This window comes from Leifsonia sp. EB34, from assembly GCF_041260585.1.
Lineage (GTDB): Bacteria > Actinomycetota > Actinomycetes > Actinomycetales > Microbacteriaceae > Leifsonia.
Genome location: NZ_JBGCCV010000002.1, coordinates 1,204,889 through 1,223,444 on the forward strand (window position 1 = coordinate 1,204,889; position 18,556 = coordinate 1,223,444).

General features: G+C 71.1%; 17 protein-coding genes and 1 pseudogene. 14 read left to right on the plus strand and 4 right to left on the minus strand.

Annotated features, from left to right (window positions below; translation table 11 throughout):
* Positions 1 to 351: 351 nt before the first annotated feature.
* Both ABIA36_RS15185 and holA read left to right on the plus strand, forming a co-directional pair.
* A pseudogene (locus ABIA36_RS15185) lies at positions 352 to 1,599 on the plus strand (ComEC/Rec2 family competence protein); the annotation flags it as partial.
* A gap of 608 nt (positions 1,600 to 2,207) precedes the next feature.
* Positions 2,208 to 3,266 carry a DNA polymerase III subunit delta gene (holA, locus tag ABIA36_RS15190; RefSeq protein ID WP_369963356.1) on the plus strand — a complete coding sequence of 353 codons (1,059 nt, stop codon included), beginning with the start codon at positions 2,208 to 2,210 and terminating at the stop codon, positions 3,264 to 3,266.
* Between the two features lie 156 nt (positions 3,267 to 3,422).
* Here holA and rpsT read toward each other — a convergent pair whose 3' ends face one another.
* A complete protein-coding gene (rpsT, locus tag ABIA36_RS15195; protein WP_345835022.1) occupies positions 3,423 to 3,683 on the minus strand; it encodes a 30S ribosomal protein S20 in 261 nt (86 codons plus the stop codon).
* Between the two features lie 170 nt (positions 3,684 to 3,853).
* A complete protein-coding gene (locus ABIA36_RS15200) occupies positions 3,854 to 4,738 on the minus strand; it encodes an NAD-dependent epimerase/dehydratase family protein (protein ID WP_369963358.1) in 885 nt (294 codons plus the stop codon).
* Between the two features lie 78 nt (positions 4,739 to 4,816).
* Here ABIA36_RS15200 and ABIA36_RS15205 point away from each other — a divergent pair, with 78 nt between their 5' ends.
* From ABIA36_RS15205 to hemW, 4 genes are all read left to right on the plus strand, one after another.
* Positions 4,817 to 6,037, plus strand: a complete 1,221-nt coding sequence (locus ABIA36_RS15205) for an amidohydrolase (RefSeq protein ID WP_369963360.1) — start codon at positions 4,817 to 4,819, stop codon at positions 6,035 to 6,037.
* 143 nt (positions 6,038 to 6,180) lie between these two features.
* The gene (lepA, locus tag ABIA36_RS15210; RefSeq protein WP_369963361.1) at positions 6,181 to 8,031 is read left to right on the plus strand and encodes a translation elongation factor 4; all 1,851 of its coding nucleotides are present in this window, start codon (positions 6,181 to 6,183) and stop codon (positions 8,029 to 8,031) included.
* 52 nt (positions 8,032 to 8,083) lie between these two features.
* Positions 8,084 to 8,731 (plus strand): DUF1990 family protein, encoded by a 648-nt coding sequence (locus ABIA36_RS15215; RefSeq protein ID WP_369963363.1) that lies wholly within the window; start codon positions 8,084 to 8,086, stop codon positions 8,729 to 8,731.
* A complete protein-coding gene (gene hemW / locus ABIA36_RS15220) occupies positions 8,731 to 9,960 on the plus strand; it encodes a radical SAM family heme chaperone HemW (protein ID WP_369963364.1) in 1,230 nt (409 codons plus the stop codon). The genes ABIA36_RS15215 and hemW overlap by 1 nt, the downstream gene beginning before the upstream one ends.
* Positions 9,961 to 9,968: 8 nt before the next feature.
* On the opposite strand, the gene ABIA36_RS15225 is transcribed toward hemW, so the two are convergent.
* Together ABIA36_RS15225 and ABIA36_RS15230 are read right to left on the minus strand one after the other, a co-directional pair.
* Positions 9,969 to 10,367 (minus strand): DUF4870 domain-containing protein, encoded by a 399-nt coding sequence (locus tag ABIA36_RS15225; protein WP_369963365.1) that lies wholly within the window; start codon positions 10,365 to 10,367, stop codon positions 9,969 to 9,971.
* Positions 10,368 to 10,422: 55 nt separating this feature from the next.
* The gene (locus ABIA36_RS15230; protein WP_369963367.1) at positions 10,423 to 10,998 is read right to left on the minus strand and encodes a DUF4870 domain-containing protein; all 576 of its coding nucleotides are present in this window, start codon (positions 10,996 to 10,998) and stop codon (positions 10,423 to 10,425) included.
* Positions 10,999 to 11,216: 218 nt separating this feature from the next.
* On the opposite strand from ABIA36_RS15230, the gene hrcA reads away from it, so the two are divergent.
* From hrcA to era, 8 genes are all read left to right on the plus strand, one after another.
* Positions 11,217 to 12,233, plus strand: a complete 1,017-nt coding sequence (hrcA, locus tag ABIA36_RS15235) for a heat-inducible transcriptional repressor HrcA (protein WP_369963368.1) — start codon at positions 11,217 to 11,219, stop codon at positions 12,231 to 12,233.
* Between the two features lie 48 nt (positions 12,234 to 12,281).
* Entirely contained in the window at positions 12,282 to 13,397 is a 1,116-nt protein-coding gene (gene dnaJ / locus ABIA36_RS15240; protein WP_369963369.1) for a molecular chaperone DnaJ, read from the plus strand.
* A gap of 10 nt (positions 13,398 to 13,407) precedes the next feature.
* Positions 13,408 to 14,136 carry a 16S rRNA (uracil(1498)-N(3))-methyltransferase gene (locus ABIA36_RS15245; RefSeq protein WP_369963370.1) on the plus strand — a complete coding sequence of 243 codons (729 nt, stop codon included), beginning with the start codon at positions 13,408 to 13,410 and terminating at the stop codon, positions 14,134 to 14,136.
* Positions 14,137 to 14,211: 75 nt separating this feature from the next.
* Positions 14,212 to 14,577, plus strand: coding sequence for a histidine triad nucleotide-binding protein (locus ABIA36_RS15250; RefSeq protein WP_369963371.1), 366 nt, complete (start codon positions 14,212 to 14,214; stop codon positions 14,575 to 14,577).
* A gap of 91 nt (positions 14,578 to 14,668) precedes the next feature.
* The gene (locus ABIA36_RS15255; protein ID WP_369963767.1) at positions 14,669 to 15,691 is read left to right on the plus strand and encodes a PhoH family protein; all 1,023 of its coding nucleotides are present in this window, start codon (positions 14,669 to 14,671) and stop codon (positions 15,689 to 15,691) included.
* Complete coding sequence (gene ybeY, locus ABIA36_RS15260; RefSeq protein WP_369963373.1) at positions 15,688 to 16,149, plus strand: rRNA maturation RNase YbeY; 462 nt, start codon at positions 15,688 to 15,690, stop codon at positions 16,147 to 16,149. Before ABIA36_RS15255 ends, ybeY begins: the two co-directional genes overlap by 4 nt.
* Before the next feature lie 7 nt (positions 16,150 to 16,156).
* The gene (locus tag ABIA36_RS15265) at positions 16,157 to 17,542 is read left to right on the plus strand and encodes a hemolysin family protein (RefSeq protein ID WP_369963375.1); all 1,386 of its coding nucleotides are present in this window, start codon (positions 16,157 to 16,159) and stop codon (positions 17,540 to 17,542) included.
* Entirely contained in the window at positions 17,539 to 18,432 is an 894-nt protein-coding gene (gene era, locus ABIA36_RS15270) for a GTPase Era (protein ID WP_369963377.1), read from the plus strand. Before ABIA36_RS15265 ends, era begins: the two co-directional genes overlap by 4 nt.
* Positions 18,433 to 18,556 lie beyond the last annotated feature (124 nt).

Below are 18,556 nucleotides of genomic sequence, written 5' to 3' on the forward strand. Positions count from 1 at the left end.
GGCGCCACGTCGATCGCGGCGCTGGCACCGGGCCGCACCGACGCAGTGCTCGAGGAGGCCTCCACCCACCACGGCACCGTGGAGGTCGCCCTTCGCGTGGAGAGTGCGCCGAAGCGGGCGGCGGCGGGACTGGACGGTGCGGAGCGCTGGCGGCTGCGCGGGACCACCGTCCCCGCAGCGGAAGTTGCATCGGGCATCGCCGCTCATCCGCACCCGGCCGTCCACGCCGGAGTACCGGTCTCGGTCCTCATTCCCGGCACGGTCCACTCCGTCCGCGCCTTTGCCCTCGGCACGGTGATCGCCGGCAGCATGAGCGTCCACGCGAACGAGCCGGGGGAGGCCACCACCTTCATGCTCCGCGGCACAGCGCCCCCGGAGGTGCGCGAGCCGCCGCCGTGGTGGCTCGCCTGGCCCGCGCCGGTGCGTGCCGCCTTCGCCGACGCCGCGTCCGCGACCCCGGGCGACGGCGGGGACCTCCTACCCGGACTGGCGATCGGGGATGAGACGAACGTCGGCGCCGACCTCGACGACGCGATGAAGGTGAGCGCCCTCAGCCACCTGACCGCGGTCTCCGGGGCCAACTGCGCGCTCGTGACCGGGCTGGTGTTCCTTCTCGCTCGCCTGGCCGGACTCGGCCGCCGTTCCCGCATCGTCGTGGCGGCGACGTCGCTGGCGGCGTTCGTCGTGCTGGTCGGGCCCGGGGCCAGCGTGATCCGCGCCGCGACCATGGCGGCCGTCGTGCTCGTCGGCCTCGCCCGCGGCCGCGTCGCCGACGGTCTGCCCGCGCTCGCCCTCGCGGTGGTCGTGCTGCTCGCGCGCGACCCGTGGCTGGCGCGCGACTACGGGTTCGCGCTCTCGGTGCTCGCGACCGCGGGCCTCCTGGTGCTCGCGAGGCCGCTCGCCCACGGCCTCGGGAGGTGGCTGCCGCGGAGCGTGGCGTTCGCGCTCGCGGTGCCGCTGGCCGCGCAGCTCGCCTGCCAGCCGGTGCTGATCCTGCTGACGCCCACGCTTCCGCTGTTCGGCGTCCTGGCCAACCTGGTGGCCGAGCCGGCCGCGCCCGTCGCGACGGTGCTCGGCTGCGTCGCCTGCCTGGTGCTGACGTGGGCGCCGGCGCTCGGGCAGGTCGTCGTCTGGCTGGCCTGGCTGCCGTCCGCCATGATCGCGGCCGTCGCGCGGTTCTCCGCCGGCCTGCCCGGAGCTGCGCTGCCGTGGCCGGACGGGATCGTGGGTGTCGCGCTGTGCGCGCTGACCCTCGTAGCCGTCGCACTCCTCGCCGCGCGTGCGCGGCTCCCGCGCGCCGTGACGGCTGTCGCCGCGGTCGGACTCCTCGGCGGAGCGACCGTGTATGCGGGAGCGCTCGGCGGGATCGGCGCCGGACGTTCCTGGGGGAGACCCGCGGACTGGGTGTACGCCGCGTGCGACGTCGGCCAGGGCGACGCCCTCCTGCTGCGCGACGGCGATCACATCGGCCTCATCGACGTGGGCCGGCATATCCAACCGGTGACCGACTGTCTGGACACGCTCGGGATCACGCGGCTCGACTGGGTGCTCCTGACGCACTTCGACATCGATCACGTCGGCGGCGCCGACGCCGTGCTCGGCCGCACCGATCGCGCCATCGTCGGCCAGGCGGACCGTCCGTCCGACCACGCCCTCGTCGACCGGCTGAAGGCGGGCGGCATAGCGGTGAAGCAGGCCCACGCGGGCATCGAGGGCGCGCTCGGCGCGCTGCGCTGGCGGATCGTGTGGCCTCCGCCGGTCGGGCCGGGGGAGACCGCGCTCAGCGGGAACCCCGGCAGCCTCGTCGTGCGCACAGAAGGGACCGGCCTCAGCGGGCTGTTCCTCGGCGACCTCGGCGAACGCGAGCAGGAGCAGCTCGTGTCGACCGGTGCGCTGGGCGCGACCGACGTGGTGAAGGTCGCGCATCACGGGTCGGCCGACCAGAGCGAAGCGCTGTACGACACCATCCACGCGCGGGTCGGCCTGCTTTCCGTCGGGGCGGACAACGGCTACGGGCATCCGACCCGCCGGGCGTTCGAGCTGCTCGCCCGCTCCGGGACCACGAGCGCGCGCACCGACCGGTCGGGCCTCCTGCTGGTGTCCGCCGGCCCGGACGGCCCGAGAGTCTGGGGCGAGCGTGCGGACGCCGCGGCGGCGGCCGGCTCTGCCGGTGGTCGCCTCTATCCTGGATACGGACGAGGAGGAACGTGGCGACACGAAGCAACAGCAGGGGCGGCTCGGGCGGCTCGCGAGGCCGGGCGGGCGGTGCCGCCGTCAAGAGCGCGATCCCGCAGCTCGCCTGGGACCAGATCCGGCCCGCGCCGGTGGTCCTCGTCTCGGGCACGGAGGGCTTCCTCGCCGACCGCGCCACGCGGCTGCTGCGCGACCGCCTCAAGCAGGAGGACCCGAGTCTGGAGGTCAGCGACCTCTCCGCGGCGGACTACGCGCCGGGGGAGTTGCTCACGCTCGCGAGCCCCTCCCTGTTCGGGGAGCCGCGGCTGATCCGGGTCGACGCGGTCGAGAAGACCGGCGACGGGTTCCTGTCCGACATGCTCGACTACCTCGCGGCGCCCGCCGAGGGCGCGGTCGTCGTCCTGCGTCACGCGGGCGGGGTGCGCGGCAAGAAACTGCTCGACGCGATCCGGTCGGGTGCAGGCGGGGGCGTGGAGGTCGTCTGCACCGAGCTCAAGAAGGACACCGAGAAGTACGACTTCGCTCAGGCGGAGTTCGCCGCCGCTGGACGCAAGATCGCACCGGGGGCGCTCCGGGCGCTCACATCCGCGTTCACGGACGATCTCGCGGAACTGGCCGCGGCGTGCCAGCAGCTCATCTCCGACGCGGCCGACCAGATCACCGAGACCACGGTCGACAAGTACTACGGCGGACGGGTCGAGACCAACGCGTTCCAGGTCGCGGATCAGGCGATCGCCGGCCGGTACGGCGACGCGCTGGTGACGATGCGGCACGCGCTGGCGTCCGGCGCCGACCCGGTGCCGATGGTAGCGGCGTTCGCGAGCAAGATCCGGACGATGGCGAAGGTCTCCGGGGCCCGCGGCGGGTCCGGTCAGCTCGCCCAGCAGTTCGGGCTTGCGCCGTGGCAGGTCGATCGCGCGCGCCGCGACCTCTCCGGCTGGACGGAGGACGGCCTCGGCCGCTGCATCGAGGTCCTCGCCGAGACCGACGCCAACGTGAAGGGCGGCGGCCGCGACCCGGTGTTCGCTCTGGAGCGGATGATCCGCATCGTCAGCGCCCGCGGCCGCGCCTGACCGCCGCCGGTCGCAGTCGCTTCGCCGCAGCGCCTTCGCCTTCGCCTTCGCCTTCGGGGGCTCGCAGCTCCCGCAGATGCAGCGAGCCCCCGCTCCCGTGGATACGGGGCGGGGGCTCGTCGCGGCGCGGGACAGGTCCCGCGAGCGGTCACCGTGTCAGAGCGCGGCGACCTGCTTGGCGATGGCCGACTTGCGGTTCGCCGCCTGGTTCTTGTGGATGACGCCCTTGCTGGCGGCCTTGTCGATCCGCTTCGCGGCGACGCGCAGCGCCGCGGTCGCCTTCTCCTTGTCGCCGGCGACGACGGCCTCGCGCGTGGCGCGGATGGCCGTCTTGAGCTGGCTCTTGACCGCCTTGTTGCGCTCCTGCGCCTTCTTGTTGGTCTTGTTGCGCTTGATCTGCGACTTGATGTTTGCCACGAATGGTTACTTTCGTTCGAAATGAGTGATCGGATGTGCCGCTCAGCGAGAGAGGGCGCCTTGCGGCGTTCGTGCGGGACACCCACACGCAAGCCAACAAACAACTTTACCAGCGGCGGACAGTTCCGCCAAAACGCGCGAGGCGAGCCGGATCCGGAAGGCGTGGCCGCTCAGGAGCGCGCAAACTCCGGCGCGTAGCTGCCGGTCGCGATCTCGTCGACGAGAGCCGGGCCGTTGGGCTCCCAGCCGAGGTCGATCCGTGCCTTCGTGCCGCGCGCCTGCTGGTCGAGGAGCAGCGCTTCGGTGAGGTCCGCGCCGAGCCGCGCCTCGGTCTCGGCGACGGCCTCCGCCACGACGCTGGACGCTCCCGCGGCGGCCGCGGCAAGCTCCCCGAGCTCCCGCACGGTCGGGTTGGCGCCGCTCGCGCCGATGTACACCGAGCCGGCCGACCCGTGCTCGAGCGCGAGCACGTACAGGGCCCCGAGGTCGTCCACGTGCACGGTCGCCCAGTGCTGCGATCCGTCGCCGATCAGGCGCAGCGGAGCGTCGTCGCCGGCGCCGCGCGGCGCGTCCACGACGACCCGGGCGAGCCCCTTGCCGTGCCCGTAGACGATGGACGGGACCACCACCGTGCCGCGCACGCCGTCGGCGCCGAGCACGAGCGCCTCCGTCGCGCCGCGCCACGCCGTGAGCGCCGGCGGCGCAGCGGGGGAGTCCTCGGCGATGTCGGCGTTCGAGCCGTAGCTCCAGACACCGCCGGTGTGTACGAACGGCTTGCCCGAGCCGGCGAGCCCGTCCAGCACGGCGGGGATGAACACCGGGTCGACGTCCGAGCCGGAAGCCAGGTGGATGACGCCGTCGCTCTCCCTCGCCAGCCGGGTCACGAGCTCCGCGTCGGTCGCGTCGCCCACCACCGCGGTGGCGCCGGCCGCTCGCACAGCCTCCGCCTTCGCCTCGTCGCGGACGAGCGCTGTGACGGAGTGGCCCTCCTCGAGGAGGCGGGGGAGGACGGAGGATCCGATGTAGCCGGTCGCGCCGGTCAGGAGAATGGTCATGCCAGGGGTCAACGCGCAGCCCGCGGGACCATTCCCGCGCCGCGAACCACGGCACCCGCGAAGCGTAGGCTCGACCCCATGACTCGTGCCAGCATCGCCATCGTCAACGCCCACGTCGTCCCGGTCGCCGGAGACCCGATCGAGAAGGGCACGGTGATCGTCGAGGACGGGAAGATCACGACGGTCGGCCCGGCGGCGGAGGTCGTCGTCCCGGACGGCGTCCGGGTGGTCGACGCGAGCGGCAAGTGGGTGCTCCCCGGCTTCGTGGAGGCGCACGGGCACGTCGGCATCCACGAGGAGGCGAACGGCCCGGCCGGCGACGACACCAACGAGATGACGACGCCGAACACCGCCGCTGTGCGCGCGATCGACGCGGTGAACATCGACGACGAGGGCTTCCGCGACGCGCTCGCGGGCGGCGTGACCGCGATCGTCGTCAAGCCCGGCTCCGGCAACCCGATCGGCGGCCAGACGGTCGCGATCAAGAGCTGGGGCGGTCGCACCATCGACGAGCAGGTGATCAAGGCGGCCGTGAGCGTCAAGTCCGCGCTCGGCGAGAACCCGAAGCGCGTCTACGGCGGCAAGAACCAGACCCCGAGCACGCGGCTCGGCGTCGCCATGATCATCCGTGAGGCCTTCGTCGAAGCGCAGAACTACGCCGCGGCCCGCGCCGAGGCGGAGCGCGACGGCAAGCCGTTCGCGCGCGACCTGACCAAGGAGACCCTGGCGCGGGTCCTCGACGGCGAGCTCGTCTGGGACCAGCACACCCACCGCCACGACGACATCGCGACCGCGATCCGGCTCGCCGACGAGTTCGGCTACAAGCTCGTCGTCAACCACGGCACCGAGGCGCACAAGATCGCCGATGTGCTGGCCGAGCGCGACATCCCGGTGATCTTCGGCCCGATGTTCACCTCCCGCTCCAAGGTCGAGTTGCGCGACCGGGCCATCGCCAACCTCGCGCACATCGCCGCCGCCGGCGTGCGGGTCGCGATCACCACCGACCACCCGGTCGTGCCGATCAACTTCCTCGTGCACCAGGCGTCGCTCGCCGTGAAGGAGGGCCTGCCGCGCGATACCGCGCTGGAGGCGCTGACGGTGAATCCGGCGTCGTTCCTCGGCCTGGACGACCGGGTCGGCGCACTGAAGCCCGGGCTGGACGGCGACATCGTCGTCTGGTCGGGCGACCCGCTGGACGTCAACTCCCGCGCCGAGCTCGTCGTCATCGACGGCGCCGAGGTCTACCGCTGGGAGGACGGCGCCGGCCACGTCGTCGAGCGCGCCGAGCGCTTCGCCTGACCCCACCCCGCCGAGCACCCGCCGAGTACGCGGATTGTCCGCGTACTCGGCGGTTTTCGCCTGATTTCGCCCGTACTCGAGGGTTCGGGACGGTTCGGGACGGTTCGGGACGCGGGTGCGGTTCGTGGGAGAATGAGCGCACAATGTCACCACGAGCCCTGAAGCCCCTCGAGCCCGCCGCGACCGACCCGGCCTCCCTCCGCAACTTCTGCATCATCGCCCACATCGACCACGGCAAGTCGACGCTGGCCGACCGGATGCTGCAGATCACCGGAGTGGTCTCCGACCGGGACATGCGCGCGCAGTACCTCGACCGCATGGACATCGAGCGCGAGCGCGGCATCACGATCAAGAGCCAGGCCGTGCGCATGCCGTGGGCCGTCGACGGCGACACCTTCGCGCTCAACATGATCGACACCCCCGGGCACGTGGACTTCACCTACGAGGTGTCCCGCTCGCTCGCCGCGTGCGAGGGCGCCATCCTGCTGGTGGACGCCGCGCAGGGCATCGAGGCCCAGACGCTCGCGAACCTCTACCTGGCGCTGGAGAACGACCTCACGATCATCCCGGTGCTCAACAAGATCGACCTCCCCGCCGCCGACCCGGAGAAGTACGCGCAGGAGCTCGCCAGCCTGATCGGCGGCCGCCCGGAGGACGTCCTGCGGGTCTCCGGCAAGACCGGCATGGGCGTTGAAGCCCTGCTCGACCGCGTCGTCCAGGAGATCCCCGCGCCCGTCGGCGTGGCCGACGCTCCCGCGCGCGCCATGATCTTCGACTCCGTCTACGACAGCTACCGCGGCGTCGTCACCTACGTCCGCATGGTGGACGGCAAGCTCAGCCCGCGCGAGCGCATCCAGATGATGTCGACTAAGGCGACCCACGAGATCCTGGAGATCGGCGTCTCCGCCCCCGAGCCGACCCCGTCGAAGGGCCTCGGCGTCGGCGAGGTGGGCTACCTCATCACCGGCGTGAAGGACGTCCGCCAGTCGAAGGTCGGCGACACGGTCACCACCGCGACCAAGCCCGCGACCCAGGCGCTCGCCGGCTACACCGAGCCGAAGCCGATGGTCTTCTCGGGCCTGTACCCGATCGACGGCAGCGACTACCCCGAGCTCCGCGAGGCACTGGACAAGCTGAAGCTGTCCGACGCCGCGCTCGTCTACGAGCCCGAGACCTCGGTGGCGCTCGGCTTCGGCTTCCGCTGCGGCTTCCTCGGACTGCTGCACCTGGAGATCGTCACCGAGCGGCTGGAGCGCGAGTTCGGCCTCGACCTCATCACGACCGCTCCGAGCGTGATCTACGAGGTCACGACCGAGGACAAGAAGGTCGTGACGGTCACCAACCCGAGCGAATTCCCCGGCGGCAAGATCGACAGGGTGGAGGAGCCGGTCGTCAAGGCGGCCATCCTCGCGCCGAAGGACTACGTCGGCGTCATCATGGAGCTCTGCCAGGGCCGCCGCGGCACCCTGCTCGGCATGGAGTACCTCGGCGAGGACCGCGTCGAGATCCGCTACACGATGCCCCTCGGCGAGATCGTCTTCGACTTCTTCGACCAGCTCAAGAGCAAGACGGCCGGCTACGCGTCGCTGGACTACGAGCCGTTCGGCGAGCAGGAGGCCGACCTGGTGAAGGTGGACATCCTCCTGCAGGGCGAGACCGTCGACGCGTTCAGCGCGATCGTCCACCGCGACAAGGCCTACGCCTACGGCACCATGATGGCCGGCCGGCTGCGCGAGCTGATCCCGCGCCAGCAGTTCGAGGTCCCCATCCAGGCCGCGATCGGCGCCCGGATCATCGCCCGCGAGAACATCCGCGCGATGCGCAAGGACGTGCTCGCCAAGTGCTACGGCGGCGACATCACCCGCAAGCGCAAGCTCCTCGAGAAGCAGAAAGAGGGCAAGAAGCGCATGAAGATGGTCGGCCGCGTGGAGGTTCCGCAGGAGGCGTTCATCGCGGCGCTCTCCGGCGACACCGAGAAGAAAGACAAGAAGTAGCCTTCCCGCCCCGGGTTCGCACTCCCTCCCCATTTGCCGCAGGATAGATGCCATGCGCCGCACCAGCTTCACCGACCAGCCCGTCACGTACGGGTTCATCGGCGGCACGCAGGCCGCTGACCTGCTCTACTACCCGCCGAAGGGCTACCGCCCACTGGAGCGCAAGGTGCGGCTGGGCAGCGGCCAGGAGCGGTTCGACTCCGCCGCCGCGGCGCTGATGACCTGGGGCGTGCAGCGCAACAGCGGCATCCGGGTGACCGAGGTGAACGAGGGCACCGGCGTCCAGTACGAGGGCATCGAGTACGCCGAGGACGGCACTCCGAAGGGGATGCGCGAGCACAAGACGGCGGAGGACGTGTTCGCCGACGACGGCACGCCGTTCATCCAGAACGGGATGACCGCGGTGCTCAAGGTGCCGTTCGGGCCGTTCAAGGTGTCCGCGCCCTGCCGCGTGGTCTACGTCGTGGATGAGCCGCACCGGCGCGGGTTCGCGTACGGCACGCTGAAGGGGCACCCCGAGAGCGGCGAGGAGGCCTTCCTGGTCGAGATGCGCGACGACGGGACCGTGTGGTTCGTCGTGCGCGCGTTCTCGCGCCCCTCCAACGCGTTCTACCGGCTGGCCTCGCCCGTGCTGCGTGCCACGCAGAAGCGGTTCACCAAGCGATACCTGCGCTCGCTGCTGCCGGCGCGGGCAGCCTGATGCCCGGCGCCCTCCCGCTCGGGGATCCGGCGCCCGCCGACGGTCTCCTCCCCGCGAGCACGGCCGACGGCGCCGGGGAGCGCGACTTCGGCGTGTACCTGCACGTGCCGTTCTGCCGGGTGCGCTGCGGCTACTGCGACTTCAACACCTACACGGCCACCGAGCTGCGCGGCGTCGCCCAGTCCGACTACGCCGGTCACGCGGTCCGCGAGGTCGGCTTCGCGCGGGAGGCGCTGGAGCGCAGCGGGGTCCCCGCACGGGAGGTGTCCACGGTGTTCTTCGGCGGTGGTACGCCCACCCTGCTGCCGCCCGGCGACCTCGCCGCGATGCTCGGCGCGGTGCGCGACGCCTGGGGGATCGCCGCTGGGGCCGAGGTCACGACGGAGGCCAACCCGGACTCGGTCGACGCCGACGATCTGCGGCGGCTGGCGGAGGCCGGTTTCACGCGCGTGTCGTTCGGGATGCAGTCGGCGGTGCCGAGCGTGCTCGCCACGCTGGAGCGCACCCACGATCCGGAGCGTGTCCCGCTGGTCGTCCGGTGGGCGCGGGAGGCCGGGCTCCAGGTCAGCCTCGACCTCATCTACGGCACGCCCGGCGAGACGCTGGACGACTGGTCCCGGTCGCTGGACGCCGCCCTCGCGTGCGAGCCCGACCATGTGTCGGCGTACGCCCTCATCGTGGAGCCGGGGACCAAGCTGGCGCGGCAGATCCACTCCGGCGCGGTGCAGGAGCCCGACGACGACCTCGAGGCGGACATGTACGAGCTCGCCGACGCGCGGCTCGGCGCGGCGGGCTACGGCTGGTACGAGGTCAGCAATTGGGCGACGGACGAGGCGCACCGCTCCCGGCACAACCTCGCCTACTGGCTCGGGCACGACTGGTGGGGTGTCGGGCCCGGCGCCCACAGCCACGTCGGCGGCGTGCGCTGGTGGAACGTGAAGCATCCCGCCGCGTACGCGCAGCGGGTCCTGGCGGGGGAGTCGCCCGCGGCCGGCCGGGAGACGCTCGACGCCGAGACCCGGCGGGTGGAGCGGGTCCTCCTGCTCACCCGCATCCGGGAGGGGCTGCGCACCGGGGAGCTCACCGGCGAAGGCCGCCGTGCGGTCGCCGGCCTGATCGCCGACGGCCTCGTGGACGCGAAAGCCGCCCTCGCCGGGTCGGTGGTGCTGACCCTGCGAGGGCGGCTGCTGGCGGACGCCGTCGTGCGGCGGCTGCTCGCCGAGGAGTAGTTCGAGACTCAGCTCACGAACTTGATGGCGATCGGATACGTGTAGAACTGGCCCTGGTTCGCCCTGATCGCGGCGATGATGCTGAACACGATGTTCAGCACCCAGACCGCGAAGATGATGATGAGGCCGATGCCGACGACGCTGAGGATCCAGCCGACGACGGTGGCGATCGCCAGCGTGATCTGGAAGTTCAGCGCGGTCGCGGTGTGCGAGCGGATGAACGGGCCGCGGTCCTTCAGCACCAGGTAGCCAACGAGGGCGGGGATGAAGCTGAACAGGATGCCGCCGACGTGGATGAGCGTCGCCCACAGCTTCTCGTCGGCCGGGCTGAGCTGCGGCTGCTGGCCTCCGTACGGCTGCTGCGGCGGCTGCTGCGGAGGCGGCGGGGGCGGGGGCGTTGCGGACATGGTCGTTTTCTCCTCCGGTGAGTGGGAATGACGCGTCTCAGCCTAGGGGGCGGCGCTACTTGATGAAGCGGAAGTTCAGCGGGTACCGGTACGTCCCTCCACTGTTCACGCGCACGAACCCGAGGATCGAGAACACCAGGTTGACGATGTACAGCAGCCACGGGATGAGGAGGCTGAACAGCAGGTAGCCGATGCCGAACGTGAACGAGCCGATGATCACGCCGAGGATCTGGGAGACGACCCAGGCCAGGATCCAGGTGATCTGCCAGTTCAGGGCCTCCTTGGCCTCCTGGTCGGTGAGCCGGCCCCGGTCCTTGAACACCAGCCAGATGATCAGCGACGGCAGGAACCAGAGGATCCCGCCGAGGTGGGCGAACGACGCCCACTGCTTGTCCTGCGCGGGGTCGAGGGGAGCGGCCGCGGCGCCCGCGTACTGCTGCTGCGGCGGGACGGCGCCGGCGGGCTGACCGGTCGGAGCCCCGTAGGGCTGCTGCGGAGGGACGGTGGGCTGCTGGGGAGGCACCGCGCCGGCGGGCTGGCCGGGCGCGGACCCGTAGGGCTGCTGGCCGTACGGCTGTTGCGGTGGCTGTTCGCCCTGGCCGTCGGCCGGGGGCTGGTTCGGGTCTGTCATGAGAGGAACCCTTTCGTGGGCGGCTGCGGGGGCTTTCCGAGCCGGTGCGCACAGGGTACTGCGCCGGAGCCGCGCGGTAAATGATCCGTGTCGCGTCGTGATCGCCCTCCGACGCCGACGCGTTATGATTAGCACTCAGGATCATCGAGTGCCAGTTCATTCGATGTCTTCCCGTGCTCGATCCTCGGGTGCCGAAGCGACGACAGGAGGCGGTTCGCATGGTCTCGGAACGCAGTCTGGAAGTGCTCCGCGTCATCGTCCAGGACTACGTCGCCTCGCGCGAGCCGGTCGGCTCCAAGAGCATCGTGGAGCGGCACGCGTTCGGCGTCTCGGCCGCGACGATCCGCAACGACATGGCCCTCCTCGAGGAGGAGGAGCTGATCGTCGCCCCGCACACCTCCTCCGGCCGGGTGCCGACGGACAAGGGCTACCGGCTCTTCGTCGACCACCTCGCGGAGGCCAGGCCGCTGTCGGCGGCGCAGCGCACGGCGATCGAGACGTTCCTCGGCCAGTCGGTCGACGTCGACGATGTGCTCTCCCGCACGGTGCGGCTGCTGTCGCAGCTCACCAACCAGGTCGCGCTCGTGCAGTACCCGTCGGTGGCGCGCTCGCGCATCCGGCACATCGAGCTGGTCGCGCTCGGCTCCCGCCGGCTGCTGAGCGTGCTCATCACCGACTCAGGTGCGGTCGAACAGCGCGTGATCGAGCTGCAGGACGAGCTGGACGAGGCCGAGATCGCCGAGATCCGCGGCGCGATCAACGGCGCTGCGGCCGGGCTCTCGCTGGCCGACGCGGCCGTGCGGCTGCGCGAGCTGCCCGAGCACCTGACCGACCGGACCCGTGCCCTCGTCGCACCGGTGGCGAGCGCCCTGCTCGACCAGATCGCCGCCAACCGGCAGGACAAGCTGCTCATGGCGGGCGCGGCCAACCTGGCGCGCACCGAGACCGACTTCCCCGGCTCCATCACCCCGGTGCTGGAGGCCATCGAGGAGCAGGTCGTCCTGCTGCGGCTCTTCGACGAGATGGCGCTCGACCAGCACGGGGTCGCGGTCAGCATCGGCCGCGAGAACGCCGTCATCGGCCTGACCGAGACCTCCGTCATGTCCAGCGGGTACAGTTCCGGCTCCGACCTGGCCCGGGTGGGCCTGCTCGGACCGCTCCGGATGGACTACTCCGGCAACATGGCCGCGGTTCGCGCCGTGGCACGCTACCTCTCCCGCCTCCTCGGCGACTGACCCCAGACCTCAGAACTCCGACGCACCGAACAGAAGGAACAGCCTTACGTGGCCGACCACTACGAAGTCCTCGGCGTTGACCGCAACGCCACCCCCGACGAGATCAAGAAGGCGTACCGCCGGCTCGCGCGCGAGCTGCACCCGGACGTCAACCCGAGCTCGGAGGCGCAGGAGCGCTTCAAGCTCGTGACCCACGCCTACGACGTGCTGAGCGACCCGCAGCAGCGGCAGCAGTACGACCTGGGCGGCCCGACCGGTTTCGGCGGTGGCGGGGGCGCGGGCGACTTCGCCGGCTTCGGCGACATCTTCGAGACGTTCTTCGGCGGGGGAGGCGGCGCGACCCGCGGCCCGCGGTCCCGGCGCGAGCGCGGCCAGGACGCCCTGCTGCGGGTGGAAGTCGAGCTCGAGGAGGTCATCTTCGGCACGCATCGCGAGCTGGACGTCGACACCGCGGTCGTCTGCGAGACCTGCAACGGCTCGTGCTGCCAGCCCGGCACTGCGCCCGTCACCTGCGACATCTGCCATGGCACGGGCAGCATCCAGCGCTCGGTGCGCTCGCTGCTCGGCAACGTGATGACCTCCAGCCCGTGCGGGAGCTGCCGCGGCTACGGCACCGTCATCGCCACGCCGTGCGTCACCTGCCAGGGCCAGGGCCGCGTCCGCGCGCGCCGCACCGTTCCGGTGGACATCCCCGCCGGCGTCGACACCGGCCTCCGGCTGCAGATGCCGGGCTCCGGCGAGGCCGGCCCCGCCGGCGGCCCGAACGGCGACCTCTACCTGGAGATCAAGGTCAAGCACCACGACGTGTTCAGCCGCGACGGCGACGACCTGCTCTGCACGCTGGAGCTTTCGATGGCCGACGCCATCCTCGGCACCACCGCGACGGTGAAGGCGCTCGACGGCGACATCCGGCTCGAGCTGAAGCCCGGCACCCAGAGCGCCGACATCATCTCAGTGAAGGACCGCGGCATCACGCACCTGCGCGGCAGCGGCCGCGGCGACCTGCGGGTGGGCATCCAGGTGGTCACGCCGACGAAGCTCGACCACAAGGAGAAGGAGCTGATCAAGAAGTTCGCCGCGACCCACCACAACCCGGAGCCGTCGCTCGCGCGCTTCCAGCAAGGCCTGTTCGCGAAGCTCCGCGACCGGTTCCTCAACCTCTGACGGGCCGGCGATGAGCTCGCTCTACCTGCGTGAGGACCTCACCGACGTCGAGGTGGGCGCCCGGCTCACGCTGACCGGCCCGGAGGCCAAGCACGCCGCCACGGTGAACCGCACCCGCCCGGGCGAGAGCGTCCTCATCGGCAACGGCCGCGGCCTGGTCGCGTCGGGCGAGGTGCTGGTCGCGACCAACACCGAGCTGACCATCGACGTGGAGGCCGTGGAGCGCGTCCCGCGCGCCGAACCGGCGATCACGCTCGTCCAGGCCCTGGCGAAGGGCGACCGCGACGAACTCGCCGTGCAGGCCGCCACCGAGCTCGGGGTCGACGCGGTGGTGCCGTGGTCGGCCTCGCGCTCGGTGTCGCGCTGGGAGGGCGCCAAGGTCGTGAAGGGCCGCGACCGCTGGGCGGCGATCGTGCGCGAGGCGAGCAAGCAGTCGATCCGGGCGTGGACGCCGGAGGTCGGGGAGCTCGCGACGACGAAGCAGGTCGCGGCGCTGGCAGCGACGCACCGGGTGCTGGTGCTGGAGCCGGGAGCGGCCTCCCCGCTCACCGCGGTGCGGCCGGACGGGCGGCCGCTGGCGCTCGTGGTCGGGCCGGAGGGCGGGATCGCGCCGCAGGAGCTGGACGCTTTCCTGGCTGCGGGGGCGGAGGTCGTGCGGCTGGGGGATACGGTGCTGCGGACCTCCACCGCCGGTCCCGCCGCGCTTGCCGTGCTCAACGCGGCGCTGGGGCGCTGGTAGGCCCGCGCGGCGATGACACCGGCGAAGCTGCGATGACACCGGCGAAGAGGAACACCGGCGAATAGGATGGATCACATGGAGACAGGGGAGCGTTCGATCTTCTCGCGCATCATCGCGGGGGAGATCCCGGCCGACGTCGTGTACGACAGCGAGCGCATCATCGCGTTCCGCGACATCGCGCCCAAGGCGCCGCTGCACCTGCTGGTGGTGCCCAAGACCGAGCAGTACCGCGACGTCGTGGAGCTGGCCGCGGGAGACCCCGCACTGCTCGCCGAGCTCGTCGCGACCGCGCAGAAGCTCGCCGACGAGCACGCGGACGGCGACTTCCGTCTGATCTTCAACACCGGCGCCGGCGCGGGACAGACCGTGTTCCACGTCCACGCCCACATACTGGGCTCGCCCGAGGGCGGGCTCGAGGAAGGAAGCCTTGGCGACGAGTGACCCGACGACCCCGGATGGAGCGACGACCCCTGGCGGCCCGGCGAACGCGGGAGGTTCGGCCGAGGCGCGCCTGAGCGTCGACGGGATCCAGATGGTGCGGCTGCTCGGCCCCCAGGACCGCCTGTTGACCACGCTGGAGCGGCAGTACCCCCTGGTCGACGTCCACGTGCGCGGCAACGAGATCAGCCTCACCGGCGACCCGGCGCAGGTCGCCGCGGCGCGCGCGCTGCTGGAGGAGCTGCTGCAGATGGTCCGCAACGGCCAGGACCTCGGGCCGGCCGAGGTCGCCAGCTCGGCGCGGATGATGCGCAGCGACCTGAACCTGAGCCCGTCCGACGTGCTGAGCCAGGCGATCCTCACCGCCCGTGGCAAGAGCATCCGGCCGAAGACGCTGGGCCAGAGCCAGTACGTCGACGCCATCGACCACAACACCATCGTGTTCGGCATCGGCCCGGCCGGTACCGGCAAGACCTACCTGGCGATGGCGAAGGCCGTCCAGTCGCTTCAGCGCAAGGAGGTCAGCCGCATCATCCTCACCCGCCCCGCGGTTGAGGCCGGCGAGCGGCTCGGCTACCTGCCCGGCACCCTCACCGACAAGATCGACCCGTACCTGAGACCGCTGTACGACGCGCTCAACGAGATGCTCGACCCGGAGCTCGTGCCCAAGCTGCTCGCCGCCGGCACCATCGAAGTGGCGCCGCTGGCCTACATGCGCGGCCGCACGCTGAACGACTCGTTCATCATCCTGGACGAGGCGCAGAACACGACGCCGGAGCAGATGAAGATGTTCCTCACCCGGCTCGGCTTCAACTCCAAAATGGTCGTCACCGGCGACATCACGCAGATCGACCTCCCGAACGCCGCGAGCGGCCTGCGGCTGGTCACCCGCGTGCTGAACGACATCGACGACATCCACTTCGCGCGGCTGACCAGCGACGACGTCGTGCGGCACAGCCTCGTCGGCCGGATCGTCGACGCCTACACCGAGTACGACGCGAAGCAGCAGGCGCGGCAGTACGAGCGCGAGGAGGCCCGCGAGTTCGCCAACCGCGCCGAGCGCCGCTCCGGCACGCCACGCGACCACCTCCCGAAGCGACAGGGCCCGACACGATGAGCATCGAGATCAACAACGAGTCCTCCATCGAGGTGGACGAGTCCGCGCTGCAGCGCCTGGCCGGCTACGCGCTCGACATCATGCACGTGCACCCGGACGCCGAGCTCGCGATCGTCCTGGTGGACGAGGCGGCGATGGAGCAGCTCCACGTGCAGTGGATGGACGAGCCGGGCCCGACCGACGTCCTCAGCTTCCCGATGGACGAGCTGCGTCCCGGCACCGAGGAGGAGCCGGCCCCGGCCGGCCTGCTCGGCGATGTGGTGCTCTGCCCGCAGGTCGCCCAGGTGCAGGCGGAGACCGCCGGCCACACCCTCATGGAGGAGCTGCTGCTGCTGACCACGCACGGCATCCTGCACCTGCTCGGCTTCGACCACGCCGAGCCAGCGGAGGAGCGGGAGATGTTCGGCATCCAGCGCGACATCCTCGTGGGCTTCTCCCGCTACGACCGACAGCGCTAGGCGCCGGATGCTCCCGACCCTGTTCTTCGTCGTCGCGTTCCTCCTGGTCGCGTTCGGCGGGCTCATGGCAGCCGTGGACTCGGCACTGGCGGTGCAGTCGCGCGCCGACATCGCCGACCTCGCCGAGACCTCCCGGGCGAAGACGTCCCTCCGGGCGATCGCCGAGGACCCCGGGGCGTACTTCAACGCGATCAACTTCAGCCGCATCATCGCGGAGACCACCGCCGCGGTGCTGGTGACGCTCGCGTTCGAGCAGATCTTCGAGGAGTGGTGGCTCTCGCTGATCCTGTCCGCGGCGATCATGACGGGCGTCTCGTTCGTGCTGGTCGGCGCCAGCCCGCGCAGTGTCGGACGGGCCAACTCGCGCACGCTGCTGCGGCTCACGGCGCCCCTCGTGCACGGCATCCGCGTCGTGCTCGGCCCGATCCCGGGCGGCCTGGTCGCGCTCGGCAACCGGGTCACCCCGTCGCGCGCGCGGTCGGCGCCAGTGACCAGCGAGGAGCAGCTCCTCAGCATCGTCGACGAGGCGACCGAGTTCGATGTGCTGGAGGAGGACGACCGCGAACTCATCCACTCGATCTTCGAGTTCAGCGACACCGTCGTCCGCGAGGTGATGGTGCCGCGCACCGACATGATCACCATCGACAGCTCGGCCGGCCTCGGCACCGCGATGGGGATGTTCTTCTCCACCGGCGTCTCCCGGATGCCGGTGATCGACGGCGACCCCGACGAGGTGGCCGGCATCCTCTACCTGAAGGACGTGGCGAAGCTCAGCTATGAGAGCGCGCTCGGCGCCGACACGCTCACGATGGGCGAGCTGGCGCGGCCGGCGCTGTTCGTGCCGGAGTCGCAGAAGGCGGACGCGCTGCTGCGGCAGATGCAGCTCGAGTCCAACCACCTGGCGATGGTGGTGGACGAGTACGGCGGCATCGCCGGCCTGGTCACGCTGGAGGACCTCATCGAGGAGCTGATCGGCGACATCTCCGACGAGTACGACCACGAGGTCGAGCTGGTGCAGGAGCTCGGCGGCGGCCGGCTCCGGGTCGCGACCCGGCTGCCGATCGACGAGCTCGGGGAGCTGTTCGACCTCGAGATCGAGGACGAGGACGTCGACAGCGTCGGCGGCCTCGTCGCGAAGGCGCTCGGCCGCCTCCCGGAGGTCGGCTCCACGGTCGCGGTGCACGGCCTCCGCTTCACCGTCGACCGGATCGACGGCCGCCACAAGCACGTGAGCACGGTGCTGGTCGAGCGGGACACGGCGCTGCTGCCGGAGCCGCACGAGGACGACCGCCCCCACAAGCCCGCCAAACAACCCAAGTCGGAACGCCAGCACTCCAAACCGGAGCGCCAGCACCCCACGTCCGACCGCCAGCACAAGGAGGCCCGCGCATGAGCGAGTACCACGCCGGATTCGTCTCGTTCGTCGGCCGCCCCAACGTGGGCAAGTCGACCCTCACCAACGCCCTCGTCGGCGAGAAGGTGGCGATCACCAGCTCCAAGCCCCAGACCACCCGCCGCGCCATCCGCGGCATCGTGCACCAGCGCGGCGGCCAGCTCGTTCTGGTCGACACCCCCGGCATCCACCGGCCGCGCACCCTGCTCGGGGAGCGGCTGAACACGCTCGTCCAGTCCACGCTCGGCGACGTGGACGTCATCGGCTTCTGCGTGCCCGCGGACGAGAAGATCGGCCCGGGCGACCGCTTCATCAACGACCAGCTCGACGACTACCCGAACGCCAAGAAGGTCGCGATCGTCACCAAGATCGACGCGGCGGGCAAGACCCAGGTCGCCGAGCAGCTCCTCGCCGTCTCGGCGCTGCGCGAGTGGGAGGCGATCATCCCGATCTCCGCCACGAGCAGCATCCAGCTCGACACCCTCACGTCCGAACTGATGAAGCTGCTGCCGGAGTCGCCCGGCCCGCTCTACCCGGAGGACGCGATCACCGACGAGGGCCTCGAGGACCGCATCGCGGAGTACATCCGGGAGGCCGTGCTGGAGGGCGTCGAGGACGAGCTGCCGCACTCGCTCGCCGTCACGATCGACGACATCATCGAACGCGACGACAAAGACCTGGTGGAGGTCTACGCCAACCTGTTCGTCGAGCGCGACAGCCAGAAGGCCATCGTGATCGGCAAGGGCGGCGCCCGCATCCGCGACGTCGGCGCCGAGGCCAGGAAGCCGATCGAGGAGCTGCTCGGCCGCAAGGTCTTCCTGTCGCTGCGGGTGAAGGTGGCGAAGGACTGGCAGCGCGACCCGAAGCAGTTGGGGCGGCTGGGGTTCTAGGCGCTGCCTCCGGGGGACGGCGCGTACATCCGCAGGATGATTCCGCGTCGCGGATTGAGCGCGCTTGCGTCTATGACTCGCTCACGAGTTGTGAAACGACCCGTACGCGCGGGCTAGGTCGTCC